The sequence below is a fragment of the Nocardioides humi genome (assembly GCF_006494775.1).
In the GTDB taxonomy this organism is placed as follows: domain Bacteria; phylum Actinomycetota; class Actinomycetes; order Propionibacteriales; family Nocardioidaceae; genus Nocardioides; species Nocardioides humi.
The window spans coordinates 3,607,764-3,620,989 of sequence record NZ_CP041146.1 but is presented as its reverse complement, the minus strand read 5'-3'; the positions used below and the strand labels follow the sequence as shown (position 1 = coordinate 3,620,989).

Annotated in this window: 12 protein-coding genes; 7 read left to right on the top strand and 5 right to left on the bottom strand. The window is 72.9% G+C overall.

Annotation, left to right across the window (positions count from 1 at the left end; genetic code table 11):
- The first annotated feature begins 11 nt into the window (after nt 1–11).
- Together FIV44_RS17680 and FIV44_RS17675 are read left to right on the top strand one after the other, a co-directional pair.
- Entirely contained in the window at nt 12–1,133 is a 1,122-nt protein-coding gene (locus FIV44_RS17680) for an acyl-CoA dehydrogenase family protein (protein ID WP_181410666.1), read from the top strand.
- A 1-nt stretch (nt 1,134) separates the two neighbouring features.
- Complete coding sequence (locus tag FIV44_RS17675) at nt 1,135–2,004, top strand: 2-keto-4-pentenoate hydratase (RefSeq protein ID WP_141005581.1); 870 nt, start codon at nt 1,135–1,137, stop codon at nt 2,002–2,004.
- Here the strand turns inward: FIV44_RS17675 and FIV44_RS17670 are convergent.
- The 3 genes from FIV44_RS17670 to FIV44_RS17660 all read right to left on the bottom strand — a co-directional run bounded on the left by FIV44_RS17670 (nt 1,974) and on the right by FIV44_RS17660 (nt 5,702).
- A complete protein-coding gene (locus FIV44_RS17670; protein WP_219996064.1) occupies nt 1,974–2,774 on the bottom strand; it encodes an IclR family transcriptional regulator in 801 nt (266 codons plus the stop codon). The two genes, FIV44_RS17675 and FIV44_RS17670, sit on opposite strands and share 31 nt — an antisense overlap.
- An 88-nt stretch (nt 2,775–2,862) precedes the next feature.
- Nucleotides 2,863–4,056 carry an acyl-CoA dehydrogenase family protein gene (locus FIV44_RS17665; protein ID WP_181410665.1) on the bottom strand — a complete coding sequence of 398 codons (1,194 nt, stop codon included), beginning with the start codon at nt 4,054–4,056 and terminating at the stop codon, nt 2,863–2,865.
- Nucleotides 4,056–5,702, bottom strand: a complete 1,647-nt coding sequence (locus FIV44_RS17660; RefSeq protein ID WP_141005579.1) for an FAD-dependent monooxygenase — start codon at nt 5,700–5,702, stop codon at nt 4,056–4,058. The genes FIV44_RS17665 and FIV44_RS17660 overlap by 1 nt, the downstream gene beginning before the upstream one ends.
- 100 nt (nt 5,703–5,802) lie before the next feature.
- Here FIV44_RS17660 and FIV44_RS17655 point away from each other — a divergent pair, with 100 nt between their 5' ends.
- The 5 genes from FIV44_RS17655 (at nt 5,803) to FIV44_RS17635 (ending at nt 10,858) form a co-directional block, all read left to right on the top strand.
- On the top strand, nt 5,803–7,182 hold the full coding sequence (locus FIV44_RS17655; RefSeq protein WP_181410664.1) for an FAD-dependent oxidoreductase: 1,380 nt from the start codon (nt 5,803–5,805) through the stop codon (nt 7,180–7,182).
- Nucleotides 7,179–7,994, top strand: coding sequence for an SDR family NAD(P)-dependent oxidoreductase (locus FIV44_RS17650; RefSeq protein ID WP_141005577.1), 816 nt, complete (start codon nt 7,179–7,181; stop codon nt 7,992–7,994). Before FIV44_RS17655 ends, FIV44_RS17650 begins: the two co-directional genes overlap by 4 nt.
- Nucleotides 7,995–8,127: 133 nt before the next feature.
- A complete protein-coding gene (locus FIV44_RS17645) occupies nt 8,128–10,197 on the top strand; it encodes a CaiB/BaiF CoA-transferase family protein (RefSeq protein ID WP_141005576.1) in 2,070 nt (689 codons plus the stop codon).
- Nucleotides 10,116–10,403 carry a CoA transferase gene (locus tag FIV44_RS33275; protein ID WP_342778835.1) on the top strand — a complete coding sequence of 96 codons (288 nt, stop codon included), beginning with the start codon at nt 10,116–10,118 and terminating at the stop codon, nt 10,401–10,403. The genes FIV44_RS17645 and FIV44_RS33275 overlap by 82 nt, the downstream gene beginning before the upstream one ends.
- Nucleotides 10,400–10,858 (top strand): hotdog family protein, encoded by a 459-nt coding sequence (locus FIV44_RS17635; RefSeq protein ID WP_141005575.1) that lies wholly within the window; start codon nt 10,400–10,402, stop codon nt 10,856–10,858. The genes FIV44_RS33275 and FIV44_RS17635 overlap by 4 nt, the downstream gene beginning before the upstream one ends.
- Before the next feature lie 41 nt (nt 10,859–10,899).
- Here FIV44_RS17635 and FIV44_RS17630 read toward each other — a convergent pair whose 3' ends face one another.
- On the bottom strand, nt 10,900–11,676 hold the full coding sequence (locus FIV44_RS17630) for an enoyl-CoA hydratase/isomerase family protein (RefSeq protein ID WP_141005574.1): 777 nt from the start codon (nt 11,674–11,676) through the stop codon (nt 10,900–10,902).
- 135 nt (nt 11,677–11,811) lie between these two features.
- Nucleotides 11,812–13,143, bottom strand: coding sequence for an ABC transporter substrate-binding protein (locus tag FIV44_RS17625; protein ID WP_141005573.1), 1,332 nt, complete (start codon nt 13,141–13,143; stop codon nt 11,812–11,814).
- Nucleotides 13,144–13,226 lie beyond the last annotated feature (83 nt).

The following is a 13,226-nucleotide window of genomic DNA, read 5'->3' as shown; positions in this document are numbered from 1 at the left end:
AGGAGACCGACATGATCGACCAGTTGCTGAGCGAGGACCAGAAGGCGATCGACGAGGTCCTCACCGGCTTCGCCACCCGGGAGATGCGCGACCACGCGGCGGCCGCCGAGGCGGAGGGTCGCACTCCGCCCGTGGTCGCCGGGCGACTCCACGAGCTCGGGGTGACCGCGCCGCTCCCCGCGTCGGTGGGTGGCGCCGGCCCCATCGCCGCACCCGACTACCTGCTGTGCGTCCAACGGCTGGCGTGGGGCGATCCCGGGATGGCGTACGACGCGGTGGTCTCCGGCCTGCCCGCCGTCGTGGTCGGCCGGCTCGGGACCGCCGCTCAGCACACGCGTCTGCTCGGCGCCGCCCAGGACACGCCCGCCAGGGGATCCCTGCTGGTCCTCGAAGGGCACGGCCGCTCCCCCAGCGAGTACCGGACCACCGTCCGGGCAGCGGGCGAGGACGTCGTCGTGACCGGCCGGAAGCTCGCCGTCCTCCGTGCGGACTCCGCGGATCTCGTGCTGCTGGCGGCCCGCGACGACACCGGGCGCCTCCGCCTCTTCGCGCTCGACGGGCTGCCGGAGGGTGCCGTCGTGGTGTCTCCCGGCGAGGACGCCGACCGGTCCCTCGGTCTCCGTGCGGCCCCGACCCGCACGGTGATCCTGGACGACGTCCGGATCCCGGCGGCCGCGGAGCTGTCCGCCGCGCCGGCGCAGGTCGAGGCGGCGCTCGCGCTCGTCCGGCTGACGACCGCGGCGCTCGCGCTGGGTGCCGGGCGCGCGGCGATCGAGTACGCCTCGACCTACGCCACCGAGCGGATCGCCTTCGGCAAGCCGATCGCCTCCTACCAGGGTGTCGCCTTCCTGCTCGCCGAGGCGGCGATGTCCCACGCGGCCTCGCACGGCGCCGTCCTCGACCTGGCGCGGCTCCTGGACGAGAGCCCGGCGCCGCAGGACCTCGAGCAGCGCACCACGGACGTCGTCGTCCGCGCGTGCGGCCGAGCGGTCGACCAGACCCGTGCCGCCGTCCAGGTGCTGGGCGGTCACGGCTACATCGCGGACCATCCCGTCGAGCGCTGGTACCGCGACGCCATGACCCTGGCCGCCCTCGACCACGACCCGTTGGTCTCGGCGTTCCGGGCACCGTGACATGTCCGCGGCCCCGAGCCCGGCGGAGCCCCCGTCCCCCTTCCTCAGCGAGGAGCTCGTGGTCCGCGCCGTCGAACGGCTCGAGGCCGCCGCCACACGCCTGTCGCCCAGCACGCTGCTGCGCGACCTGATCGGCCAGGACGACCTCGCCCTCGCCTACGCGATCCAGCAGCGCGTGGTCGGGAAGCGGATCGAGTCCGGAGACCGGTGGGTCGGCCGCAAGGTCGGCGCCGTCCCCGGCGCCGGCCGCGCACGCCGGGGCGCGCGGTGCTTGGGGTCCGGCGTCCTCCTCGGCAGCATGCAGGTGCCCAACGACGGGCTCGCGTACACCCACACCTTCCTGCGGCCGCGGCTCAGCGCGGAGCTGATGGTGCACCTGGCGGCCGACCTCGGCCCGGACCCCGGCGATGCGGAGGTCCGCGACGCCATCGGGCACGTCGGGGTGGCCCTCGAGGTCGTCGACAACCGGTTGCGGGACGGGCAGGCCACCCTGGTCGACGCCATCGCCGACAACGGCTCGGCCGCCATCTACGTGCTGGGCGCGTCGGTGCCGCGGACCGACCTCGACCTCGACCGACTGGTCGTGCACCTCCGCGAGGACGGGCGTCCCGTCGCCGTGGGCCACGCCGCGGCCTCCCACGGCGGCCCGGTCCGGGCGCTCCAGTGGCTCGCGAGCACGGTCGCGGGCTACGGCAGTCCGCTACGACGCGGCGAGATCGTGCTGACCGGCGCCGCCGGCCCCACCGTGCCGGTGCACGCCGGTGCGCGGTACGAGGCGTCGGTCCGCCATGTCGGGACCGCCGCCGTCACGTTCTCCGACCCGTACGACGGACCCGCGACTCAGGGCTCGGCGGGGAACCATCCGCTCTGACCTCGGGCCATGGCGCCCTTGGCCTCGCGCGCGATCCGGCCCGCCGCGTCGACCAGTGCGTGCTCCGCCTTCTCCGACACGCCCTGGTCGATCGGGTAGGCGATCGACATCGCCGCCGCCGCGTAGCCGTTGATCACGATCGGGACCCCCACGCACGCGATCCCGGCCTGGGCCTCGCCGACCTCCACGGCGACACCGTCGCGACGGATCTGCCGGAGCTGCTCGACGAGCACGCGCGGGTCGGTGATGGAGCGCGGGGTCAGGCGCGGCAGCCGCTCAGGGGCGTCCTCCTCGAACGAGTCGAGGGAGTTCCAGGCGAGCAGGGCCTTCCCGATCGCCGTGCAGTTCGCCGGGACCCGCGAGCCCACCGACGTGATCGTCACCGGCGCACCCTGCCCGACCAGCTTCTCGAGATAGACGACGTCGAGATCGCGCAGCACGCCGAAGTGCACGCTGTGACGACTCCACCGGTGCAGGGCGGCGAGGTACGGCACGGCGATCTCGCGGATCGCGGCCGACGGCATGCTCGCGGTCAGCTGCAGCAGCCCCACGCCGAGCTTGTAGCCCGACCGGTGCGGCTCCACCGCACCGAGCTCGATCAGCCGCGCGAGCAGTCGGTGGACCGTCGACTTGGCCAGGCCGGACGCGCGGGACAGCTCGCTCAGCGTCATGACCCGGTCCCGGGTGTTGAAGGAGTACAGCAGGTCGAAGGCCTTGGAGAGGATCGACGGCGCCTCCGTCGCCTGGCGAACCTCCGGTTCGATGGTCACCGTTGACCTCCAGTTGCAGTGTCGACGAGCTTCCGGGAGCTGTGTCGCGGGTCACAGTATATCCGCGTTGCGGCGCGCCCGAGCGGTTCTAGCGGACGGCGTTCCGTCCCATCAGCGAGCGGCTGACCATCAGCCGCTGGATCTGCCCCGAGCCCTCGAAGATGTCCATGATCCGCACGTCGCGGAACCACTTCTCGAAGAGGTGCTGCTCGGACACGGCCTCGGGACCGACCAGCTCGATGACGCGGCGGCACACCGCCTCGCCCACGGCGGGGGCGACGGCCTTGGCCGTCGACGCCTCCCGGCGGTTCGGGACACCACGGTTGGCCAGCTCGCACGCCTGCAGCACCAGGGTGCGGGCCTCGGCGATGGCGGTGTCCATCCGCCGCAGGTCGTCCTGCGCCAGCTGCCGCCGGCGGGCGGAGTAGGCGTCGGCGTTCTCGCCGAACCACTCCCTGGCGGCGTCCAGTGCGGCCCCCGCGATCCCCAGCGCCCAGGCGCCCATCAGGGGACGGCTGGTGTTCAGCGTGCCCAGCGCGCCCATCAGTCCGTTCCCACCCGCGTCCTCGCCGCCGAGCAGGGCGTCCGCGGGCACCGCCATCTGCTCGAAGAGCAGCTCGGACGTCTCGTGGGAGCGGATGCCCAGCTTCGTCTCGTTGCGCTTGCCCACGACGTACCCGGGGGTGCCCGTCGGCACCACGAACGCCCGGATCCCGTCGGCGCCGGCCTCCTTGTCGATGGTCGCGAAGACGACGGCGTAGTCGGCGCTCGCGCCGTTCGAGCAGTACATCTTGCGTCCGTTGATCACCCAGCCGTCGCCGTCGCGCGTGGCCGTCGTGGCCACACTCGACGGGTCCGAGCCGAAGTGGGGCTCGGTGAGCGCGAAGGCGGTCCGCCGGAAGGTCCCGGAGTGGCTGCCGACCCACCTCTCCTGCTGCTCAGGGGTGCCGAGCAGCTTCACGACCTTCTCCGCGATGCCCGCGCCTCGCAGCTGGGTGAGGACCCAGCTGTCACCGTAGGGCTGGACCTCCATCATCAGCGCGCCCAGCACGTAGCCGGTCTCGCGCTCGGACGGGAACCACGGCCGGAGCTCCTCGGGCAGCGACGGCAGGGCGGCGACCGCGATCGCCGCCAGGTCGGTCGGGGCTGCCGCAAGCACGGCCTCCACGCCCGGCGGCGGCCCGTGCAGACGGTCCGCCTCACGCGCCAGCGGCCGGACGTGGGCCAGTCCCCAGGCGCGGATCTCCTCCCGCAGAGCGGTGGCCTCGGTCGAGATGGTCATCACCGGCCTCCAGCCCCTTCGGGTACGCCGCCGGTTCGGCCGACCGCCCTCGCGACCAGGTCGGTGGCGGCGGCCGCGTCGGGGGCGACGTCACCGCACCAGACGACGTGGAGGTCGGGCCTGATCAGCAGCACCGAGCAACCATAGGTCCGCGCGGCGTGCTCGTCGTCCAGGGTGACGACCTCGAAGGGGGCGCCCGCCTCGGTCAGGGCGGCCGACAGCGTCCCGGTCTCGGCGTCGGTGCGGAGCACGAGAACGGTGAAGTCCGGTCCGACCGCGTCCAGCGACGAGCGGCCGTCCGCGAGCCACAGGTGGGGCAGGCGGACGCCCGGTCGGCAGCGGCCGCTGTAGACCGTCGTGGCCCACTCGGCGTCCTCCGGGGAGGTCGACGCGATCAGCCCCGACCCCGCGTAGCTGTAGTCCAGCTCGACACCGATCATCTCGTGCACCCGGCGCTGGTGGATCGCCGCTGCGGCGCCCACGATGTCGCGGACCGCCTCCCCCTCGGGCGACTCGGCGTAGGTGTCGTCGGTCGTGAAGACCCGCCACCGGCTCATGCCGTCGGCCGCCCAGCCCGCGGCGTTCACGTTGCGGCGGCCGACCCGCCGCCGCTCGGCCTCGTAGCCGTCGAGGAGGCCGGGGCCTCCCCAGCCCCGGACGGTGCCCGCGAGCTTCCAGGAGAGGTCGATCGCGTCGCCCACGCCGGTGTTCATGCCGAGACCACCCGTGGGGATCACGAGGTGCGCCGCGTCGCCCGCGATGAAGACCCGGCCGTCGCGGTAGCGCTCGGCCAGCAGCAGGTGGAACTTCCACGGCGTCACGTTGGTGACCTCGAACGGCACGTCGAAGCCGATGCGGTCACGCACCTCCTGCTCGACATCGGCGTCGTCGGGGAGCACGGAGTTGAGCGTGAAGTGCCGCCGGCTGCCCTGGACCACGATGGCGCTGCCCTGGGGGTCCGCGAAGTAGTAGTGCCGGGCCTTGCCGATCGGTATCCGGTCGTAGAGCGCGTCGGACTCGATCGCGATCTGCTTGAGCTGCGCGATGCTTCCGTGCCCCTCCAGCGGGATGCCCAATGTCTTGCGCACCGTGCTCTGCCCGCCGTCGCAGCCGACCAGGTAGGAGACCGCGACGGTCTCCTCCCCTCCGTCCGTCCCGCGGAGCGTCGCGGTCACCTGCTCCTCGGTCTGCTCGAAGCTGACCAGCTCGGCACCGAACCGGACCACCACGTTGGGCGTGTTCTTCGCGACGTCGAGGAGAAGCGGCTCGAGGTCGTTCTGCGACACGAGCTGATAGGGCTCGAGCGGCTCCGAGCTGTCGGTCGCGGCCGCGATCATCCGGCGATGCTGGGCGACCGTCGGATAGGTCAGCGTGGCCAGCGGCGGGTCGCTGAGCCGGGTGACCACGAGGACGTCCATCGAGGCCTCGGGCGGGTAGCCCTGCTCCCGGACGCGGTCGGCGATGCCCAGCCGCCGGAAGATCTCCATGGTCCGCGCGTTCGAGCGGTCCATCTTCGGGAACTGCTTGGTCGACGGGTCACGCTCGACCAGGAGCGTGCGAACACCGCGTTGCCCGAGGTCGATGGCCAGCGTGAAGCCCGTCGGCCCGGCGCCGACGACCAGCACATCGAATGAGTTGAGGTCCATTCGCCGGATGTTGCGGGAGCCCGGGACCCGAGGCGAGGCGAGGTTCCGGACGCCAGAACATCGTTTGAGCAGACCTCCACGCTGTGGTGGCATCGGGCCCATGCTGATCCACGCGGACGTGGTGGTCCTCGGCACCGGCGTCGCCGGTCACGCAGCCGCCCTGGTCGCCGCCGACCGGGGCGCGGACGTGCTCGTCCTCGAGCGAGGCCCGACCGTGGGCGGATCGTCGCGGAAGGCCGGTGGCGGCTTCCTGTTCGCGGGCACGGACCATCAGGCGAGGGCCGGGTTCACCGATACCCCCGACGCGTTGCGGGAGGATCTCCTCGCCGCCGGGCGCGGCGACGCCGACCCCGCCACGGTCGACACCTTCGTGGCCCACCAGCTGGCGACGTACCGGTGGCTGGGCGAGCAGGGGGTCGACTTCACCCTGCTCCCGACCCCTCGGGCCGGCGTCCTGCCACGGATCCACGACACCGTCCCCGGCGCGGTGGTGGAGAAGCTGCACGAACGACTCACGGAGCACCCGTCGGTCCGGCTCATCACCGAGGTCGACGTCCAGCGCCTGGTCCGGAGGCCGGGCGGGGAGCGGCGGGTGACGGGGCTCGAGGCCGAGACGAAGGGCCGACTGGTGTCGGTGGTCGCCCGCTCGATCGTCCTGGCCACGGGCGGCTTCTCCCAGAGCCGCGACCTCGTCCGGACCTTCGCACCCGACATCGCGGACGCCGTCCCCCTCGGCGGGCCGCACAACGACGGCGGAGGGCTGCGGCTGGCCTGCTCGCTCGGCGCCCGGCTCCGCGACATGGGCAATCTCCGGGCGACCTTCGGGGCCTCGCTGCCCGGCTGGAGCGCGAGCGGCGAGCGGGTCGCGCCGCGGCTGCTCTATCCGGTCACTCGAGGAGCGGTCCTCGTGAACCGGAGGGGTGAGCGGTTCGTGAGTGAGGATCTGCACTACAAGCTGATGAGCAGCCTCTGTGCTGCGCAGCCCGGGGCCGTCGCCTTCCAGGTCTTCGACGTCAAGGTGATGCGGCGTGGGGCCGAGCTGGCGGGTCCTCTCGACTTCGCCGGCGCCCGCCGGGACGGCGCCCTCGCCGAGGAGCCCGACCTCACCCGGCTCGCCGAGCGCATCGACGTCCCGGCGGACGCTCTCGTTCGAACGATCGGCCACTACAACGACGCGATCGAGGCGGGCCGCGACCTCTTCGGGCGCGCCCACCAGGACTTCGGCGAGCCCGGTGGCGCCCGCGTCGAGGAGTCGCCCTTCTTCGCCTTCCCCTGCACGAACGCGCTGACGACGACCTTCTGTGGTGTCGCCGTCGACCGGGAGCTGCGCGTCGTGGACGTGTTCGACGAGGCGATCGAGGGGCTTCACGCGGCGGGCGAGCTCGTCGGGGGTCTCCACGGCTCGGGGTACCTGAGCGGCAGCGCGCTGAGCGCGGCGGCGACCCTGGGGCGGGCCGCGGGGCTGAGCGTGACGGCATGACGGCGAGCGACCGCGACGACGGGCTCGCCGGATCGGCGGTGGTCGTCACCGGCGGCGCACGCGGGATCGGGCGCGCGGCCGCACTGGCCCTGGCCGGAGCCGGCAGCCGGGTCGCCGTCCTGGATATCGACCTGGCCGCCTCCGTCCGGTACGGGGAGGAGCTGAGCGCCGCATCGATCGGGGAGGAGCTGGAGGCGAGGTCACCGGGTTCGATCGCCCTGACCGTCGATCTCGCGGACCCGGTGGCGTGTACGTCGGCGTTCGACGAGGTGGCCGACCGCTACGGCGGGATCGACGCCGTCGTCGCCGTCGCGGGCGGCATCGTGGCACCGTACGAGCGCAGCCAGGCGAGCGTGACGCCGGACGCGGACGTCACCGTGCTGCTGGACGCCAACCTCCGGACCCTGGTCAACACCTGCCGGGCGGCGGTCCCCCGGCTGCGTCCCGACGGACTCAGGTCGATCGTCGCGCTGTCCAGCGCGGCCGCCGTGGCGGTCGCCCCCCACGGCTACGGTGCCCTGTACGGAGCCAGCAAGGCCGCGGTCGAGCATTACGTCCGCCACCTGGCGGTCGAGCTGGGACCCGCCGGCGTTCGCGCCAACTGCGTCGCGCCGGGCGTCGTCCGGACGGCTCGCGTCCTGGCACAGTCGGCGCGCACCGGTCTCGCCTCGGCGGAGACCGCGCAGGCGGTTCCGCTGGGCCGGCACGCCGAGGTGGCCGAGGTCGTCGACGCCGCCCTGTTCCTCCTCTCCCGACGTGCGTCGTTCGTGACCGGACAGGTGCTGCGGGTCGACGGCGGGGGAACTGTCTGATCCGGCACGACGCCTGCCACGACGGCGCACGGGCCTGAAAGCAGGTGTTCCGGACACTGGCAAAGCGACCGCAGACGCGGTCCGCGTCCCCCTAGGGTCACGGTGACCACCCCCACACCCGAGGAGGAGCCCGGTGCTCGACGACGTGTTCGTGCTGCAGGTAGGAACGACGGACGCCGCGTCCCAGTGCACCCGGATCCTCGCCGACTTCGACGCCAGGGTGGCCCGGATCGAGCCCGCGGGTGGAGACCCGCGACGCGAGAGCGAACCCGGCTACTCACTGTTCCTGCACGGCCGGAAGCAGTCGATCGTGGCGCCCGACGAGGAGACGCTGGCGCGCTGGGTCTCCCGGGCGGACGTGGTCGTGACCGACGACGACGCGGCCGGCCACGTGGTCGACCGGGTCGCTGCCGGCCGGGACGACATCGTCGTGGTCCGCATCTCCGACTACGGGCGCGGAGCGGCCTGGGACCGGCCCACCAGTCCGTTCGTCCTCGAGGCGGAGAGCGGCCTCATGGCGGTGCGCGACACCGGCGACCGCCCGCCCGTGGCCACCACCACCGATCTGTCCGAGACGACGGCGGGACTCTGCGCCGCGGTCGGGGCGCTCAGCGCGATCCTCCACCGCGACCGGACGGGGCGGGGCAACGAGGTCGACGTCTCGCGGCTGGAGGCCCTCATCGCCCATGCCGGCTATCCCTGGCTGCCGCACCAGATCGAGGGACACCTGCCCGACCCGATCCCCTCCCGGTTCATCGCCACCGTCCAGCCGGCGAAGGACGGCTGGGTCTGCGTGCCGGTGGTGAGCCAGCTGCACTGGGAGATCTTCGTCGAGATGGCCGACCTGCAGGAGCTGCGCGACCCCCGGTACGCGACTCTCAGCCAGCGGTTCGCCCACGCCGACGAGCTGACCGAGCTCATCGGTGGCTACACGCGGCAGTTCACGATCGCGGAGCTGATGGACACCTCCGAGCAGCACCGTGCCTCGCTGGTCCCGGTCGTCGAGCCGGCCGATGTCCCCCGGTCCCTCCCGTTCCGCAGCCGCGGGACGTACGTCGAGGCCCCGGTCGACACCCCCGACGGTCCGGCCACCGCGCTGATCCCCCGGCCGGCGTACCGCTTCGGTCACCTGCCGGACTGGGCGCCGGGGGTGCTCGCGGACGTCGACGACCACGACCAGGACCTGTCCTCCCGTGAGCCGGCGCCCCGATCCACCGCCGGCGGCTCCGCCGCCGGCTTCCGGCCGCTCGCCGGCATGCGCGTCGTCCAGTTCGGTCTCTTCCAGGCCGGGCCGCTCGCGGCGAGCTACCTCACCTACCTCGGCGCCGACGTGATCAAGGTCGAGAGCGTGCGCCGTCCCGACCCGATCCGCTTCTCGATGGTGGACCCGCAGCTCCCACGGTTCTGGGACCGCCAGTCGCTGTTCAACCAGTGCAACATGGGCGCCCGCGGCATCACCGCGGAGCTCTCGGACGCACGCGGCGTCGAGGTGCTGCGGCGGCTGGTCGCCTCGGCGGACGTCGTCATCGACAACTACTCGCCGCGGGTGCTCGACCGGCTCGGCCTCGACGCCGCCGGCATGCAGGCCCTGAACCCGGGCGTGATCGTCGTCCGGATGCCGGCCTGGGGGCTCCGGTCCCCCTGGCGCGATCGGCCGGGGACGACCTTCACCGCAGACTCGACGTCGGGTGTCGCGGCCATGACCGGCTATGCGGACGGCCCGCCCGTCCTCACCGGATCGGCCATCGATCCCATGTCGGCGTTCACCACGGCCTCCGCCGTGCTGGCCGCGCTCCGGCGGCGGGACCGGACGGGGCGGGCGACCACGATCGAGGTGGCCCTCTGCGACGCCGCCACCCCGCTCAGCGCGCGCGCCGTGATCGCCGGCTCACTGGGCGCCGAACCCGGCCGGCTCGGCAATCGCCGGGAGGGCCTCGTCGTGCAGGACACCTTCGCCACCGGCAGCGGCGACTGGCTCGCGGTGACGATCCCCGACCGCGAGACGTGGATCTCGCTCGCCGCACTGGGGATCCGGGTCGACCGGGAGCCGTACGCCGAGCTCGCGGCGTGGTGCGCCGCGCACTCCTCGCCCGTGGTGCTGGAGGAGCTGCAGCGCTCGGGGTGGCGGCGGCTCTGGTGGGAAGGGACGCCGAGATCATCGAGCATCCGGCGCTGCAGGCGCGCCAGCGTGTGTTCACCGTGAAGCACCCCCTCAACGGCGACGTCCGGTTCATCGGCTGGCCGATGCGGTTCTCGGCCGCGCCCGCGTCGGCGATGCCCGGACCCGCGCCGATGCTCGGACAGCACAACGACGAGATCCTGGCCGACCTCGGCTTCGACGAGGACGAGCGCGCAGTGCTGCGCCGGGACGGCGTCATCGGGGACGAGTTCGCACCGCAGGCGCGATGACCGGACCCGGCTCGAACGCCCCCTTGATCGTCCACGGCGTCGAGGGCGTCCGGGCCTCGGTCGGTGCGCGTCCGGGCCCGACCCCCTGGACGCGGGTGGACCCGGGGCAGGTGGCCTCCTTCGAGGCCGCGGCGTCGGGGCTCCCAGCGCGCCCGATCCCGTCGGACCCCGCACCACCGGCCCGGCTGCCCGAGCTCCTGCTCCTGGCCCTCTGCAACCACTTCCTTCCCCGGCTCGTGCAGGTCCGGGGCATGCGCCTGGGCGTGAACTACGGGGTCGACGGCGTCACCTTCTCCGCCGTTCCCGCCCCGGCCCGGCTCCGCGGGCGCGGCGAGGTGCTGTCGTGCATCGACGTCCCCGGCGGGGTCCAGCTCGCCGTGCGCGTGGTCCTCGAGGCCGAGCGGCTCGAGCCGCCGGTGTGCACCGCGACGACGCTGAGCAGGTGGCTGGTGTAGACGCCGAGCAGGTGGCTGGTGTAGGTGACCAGACGCTCGGGCTAGGACGTCGCCGACCCGCGCTGCGCGAACGCCTGCAGGCCCTGACCGACGCCTTCGTCGGTGGCGAGCAGGTCGTGCTCCAGGCGGTCGTTGAGGGCCCACAGCTCGGTCTCCGGCAGCGCGAAGGCGCAGTCCGCCACCCGGCGGCTGACCGTGACCGCAGCCGGGCTGTGAGCGCAGACGAGCTCGGCTCGGTGCACAGCAGCGGCGACGACGTCGTCCTCGACGAGGGTGCCCACGAGGCCGAGCGTGTAGGCCCGCTGGGCATCGATCGCCTCACCGGTCAGGATCATGTCCATCGCCGCGGCGGGGCCGATCGCCCACGGCAGCCGGAACAGGCCTCCGGCACCGGCGACCAGCCCCCAGCGGACCTCGGCCAGCGCGAACGACGAGCGCGTCGTCGCGACCACCAGGTCGCAGGCGAGCACCATCTCGAGGCCGCCCGACGTCGCCAGGCCGTCCACCGCGGCGACCAGCGGCTTGGTCCGCTCGTAGCGCGTCATGCCGGCGAAACCGCCCTTCGACGTGGCCGCGAGCTCACCGCCCTCGAGCTCGCCGGGGATCGCCGTGAGGTCGTGACCCGAGCAGAAGACGGGTCGCGGCTCGGTGACGGTGGCGGCCAGGACGGCGGCGCGGATCGTGGGATCCGTCTCGACGCGGTCGAGCGCCGACGCGATGGCGTGCGCCATCCGCGCGTCGATGGCATTCCTCTTCTCGGGCCGGTTCAGGGTGATCACCGCGACCTGGCCGAGCTGCTCGTACGTCACGTTCTCCACGTGCCGAGGCTACGGCCGGGGCGCCGCGACGGTCGCGTGTCGTTTCGGCGGCCGGAACCACGCACGGGGCAGGGCGACGTCGTCATCACCCTGCCCCGCCACGCCGGCACCGCCGGTCGGGCCGCTGTCCAGCTCCTAGCCGTGGCTGGCCACGCCCGTCATCTGCCCTTGGTAGTCGTAGAGCTTGACGTCGTCGAGGATCTTGGTCGACGCGTCGTACTTCGCCATCAGCGTCGACTCGATCGCCACCTGGTCGTCGAGGCCGTCCAGCTGGATCTTCACGCCGTCGGGCATCAGCTCCGACTGGAAGTCGACGTGCGCCGCGGCCACGATGAGCCCCAGCCTGCTCAGCCCCAGCTCCGAGTCCAGGGCGTCGTCGACGGCGGCGAAGAACACGGCCGCGTCGACATATCCGGCCAGCGAGGTCTGGTTGATGGGCGCGCCGGGTTCGTACCTCTTCATGTTGTCCAGCCAGGCGAGGACGTCGGGGTCGTTGTTGTCGGGAGCACGCAACGGGTCCTTCAGGTAGCGGTTGTAGTAGACGCCGTCGGCCGCCTGGCCGGCCTGATCCAGGGCGAGCGTGGGGCAGCTCGCCGTGACGTAGATGTCGGGGTGCCATCCCTGGCTGGCCATCTCGGTCAGCGCGGGCGTGCACTGCGATGCCTGAGGCGCGAGGAACATGACGTCCGCGCCGCTGGACCGGAGGGTCGTGATCTGCGACGCCGGTGCCGCCGTCTCGGTGATCTCGACCGACTCGGTCGCCACCAGCTCGAGATCGGTCCCCTCGAGCTCCCGCTCGACGGCGGCACGATAGTCCTCGCCGGACGCGTCGTTGGAGTAGAGGAACGCGACCTTGGCGCCGTCCGGGTGGGTCTCGACGACGTGGTCCTTCCAGGCACGCACGTCCACCGCCGAGGGCAGCGTCACGACCGCCGTCCACGGGTGCGAGTCGGGACTGTTGGCCGAGACGCCGTTGGAGACCGCCGGGATGAGCGGCGTGCAGGTCTCCTCCATCACGTCCCGGACGGCGAGGACCTGGGGCGTGCCCACCTGGGAGGTGAAGGCGACGGGCTGGTCCTTGGCCACCAGCTCGCGGGAGGCGACCAGCGCCTTGTCAGGGGCGAACTGGTCGTCCTTCTGGACCAGCTCGAAGTCGTGCTCGTAGGCACCGGACTCGTTGGCGACCTCGAACCGTACCTGGACGCCGGCGCCGATCGGGCTGAGCGCGCTCGCGATGGGCCCGGACAGCGGCAGCGTCTGGCCGACCTTGACGGTGCCCTCGACCTCGTCGGTGACGCCGGCGGGGCAGTCGTCGAGGTCGATGCCGAGGTTCTTCGCGGCTGCGGACTCCGCGTCCGACAGCTCGCTCGTCCCACCCGATCCCCCGGGTGCGCCGCATCCCGTCACGACGAGCACACCTACGGCGAGCGCGGCCCCGAACCCGCGGTGCAGTCTCAGCAACTCCACAGTCGCTCTCCTTCGCTATGGCCACACGGGGTCGACGGCCGACCCCTGGTCCCGGCGACAGTGACCCACGTCACGGTGGACGC

Coding starts and splice junctions, on each gene's coding strand:
- FIV44_RS17635 (WP_141005575.1), top strand. CDS start 10,400: ATGACCGGACCCGGCTCGAACGCCCCCTTGATCGTCCACGGCGTCGAG.
- FIV44_RS17655 (WP_181410664.1), top strand. CDS start 5,803: ATGCTGATCCACGCGGACGTGGTGGTCCTCGGCACCGGCGTCGCCGGT.
- FIV44_RS17680 (WP_181410666.1), top strand. CDS start 12: ATGATCGACCAGTTGCTGAGCGAGGACCAGAAGGCGATCGACGAGGTC.
- FIV44_RS17665 (WP_181410665.1), bottom strand. CDS start 4,056: ATGACCATCTCGACCGAGGCCACCGCTCTGCGGGAGGAGATCCGCGCC.
- FIV44_RS17650 (WP_141005577.1), top strand. CDS start 7,179: ATGACGGCGAGCGACCGCGACGACGGGCTCGCCGGATCGGCGGTGGTC.
- FIV44_RS17660 (WP_141005579.1), bottom strand. CDS start 5,702: ATGGACCTCAACTCATTCGATGTGCTGGTCGTCGGCGCCGGGCCGACG.
- FIV44_RS17675 (WP_141005581.1), top strand. CDS start 1,135: ATGTCCGCGGCCCCGAGCCCGGCGGAGCCCCCGTCCCCCTTCCTCAGC.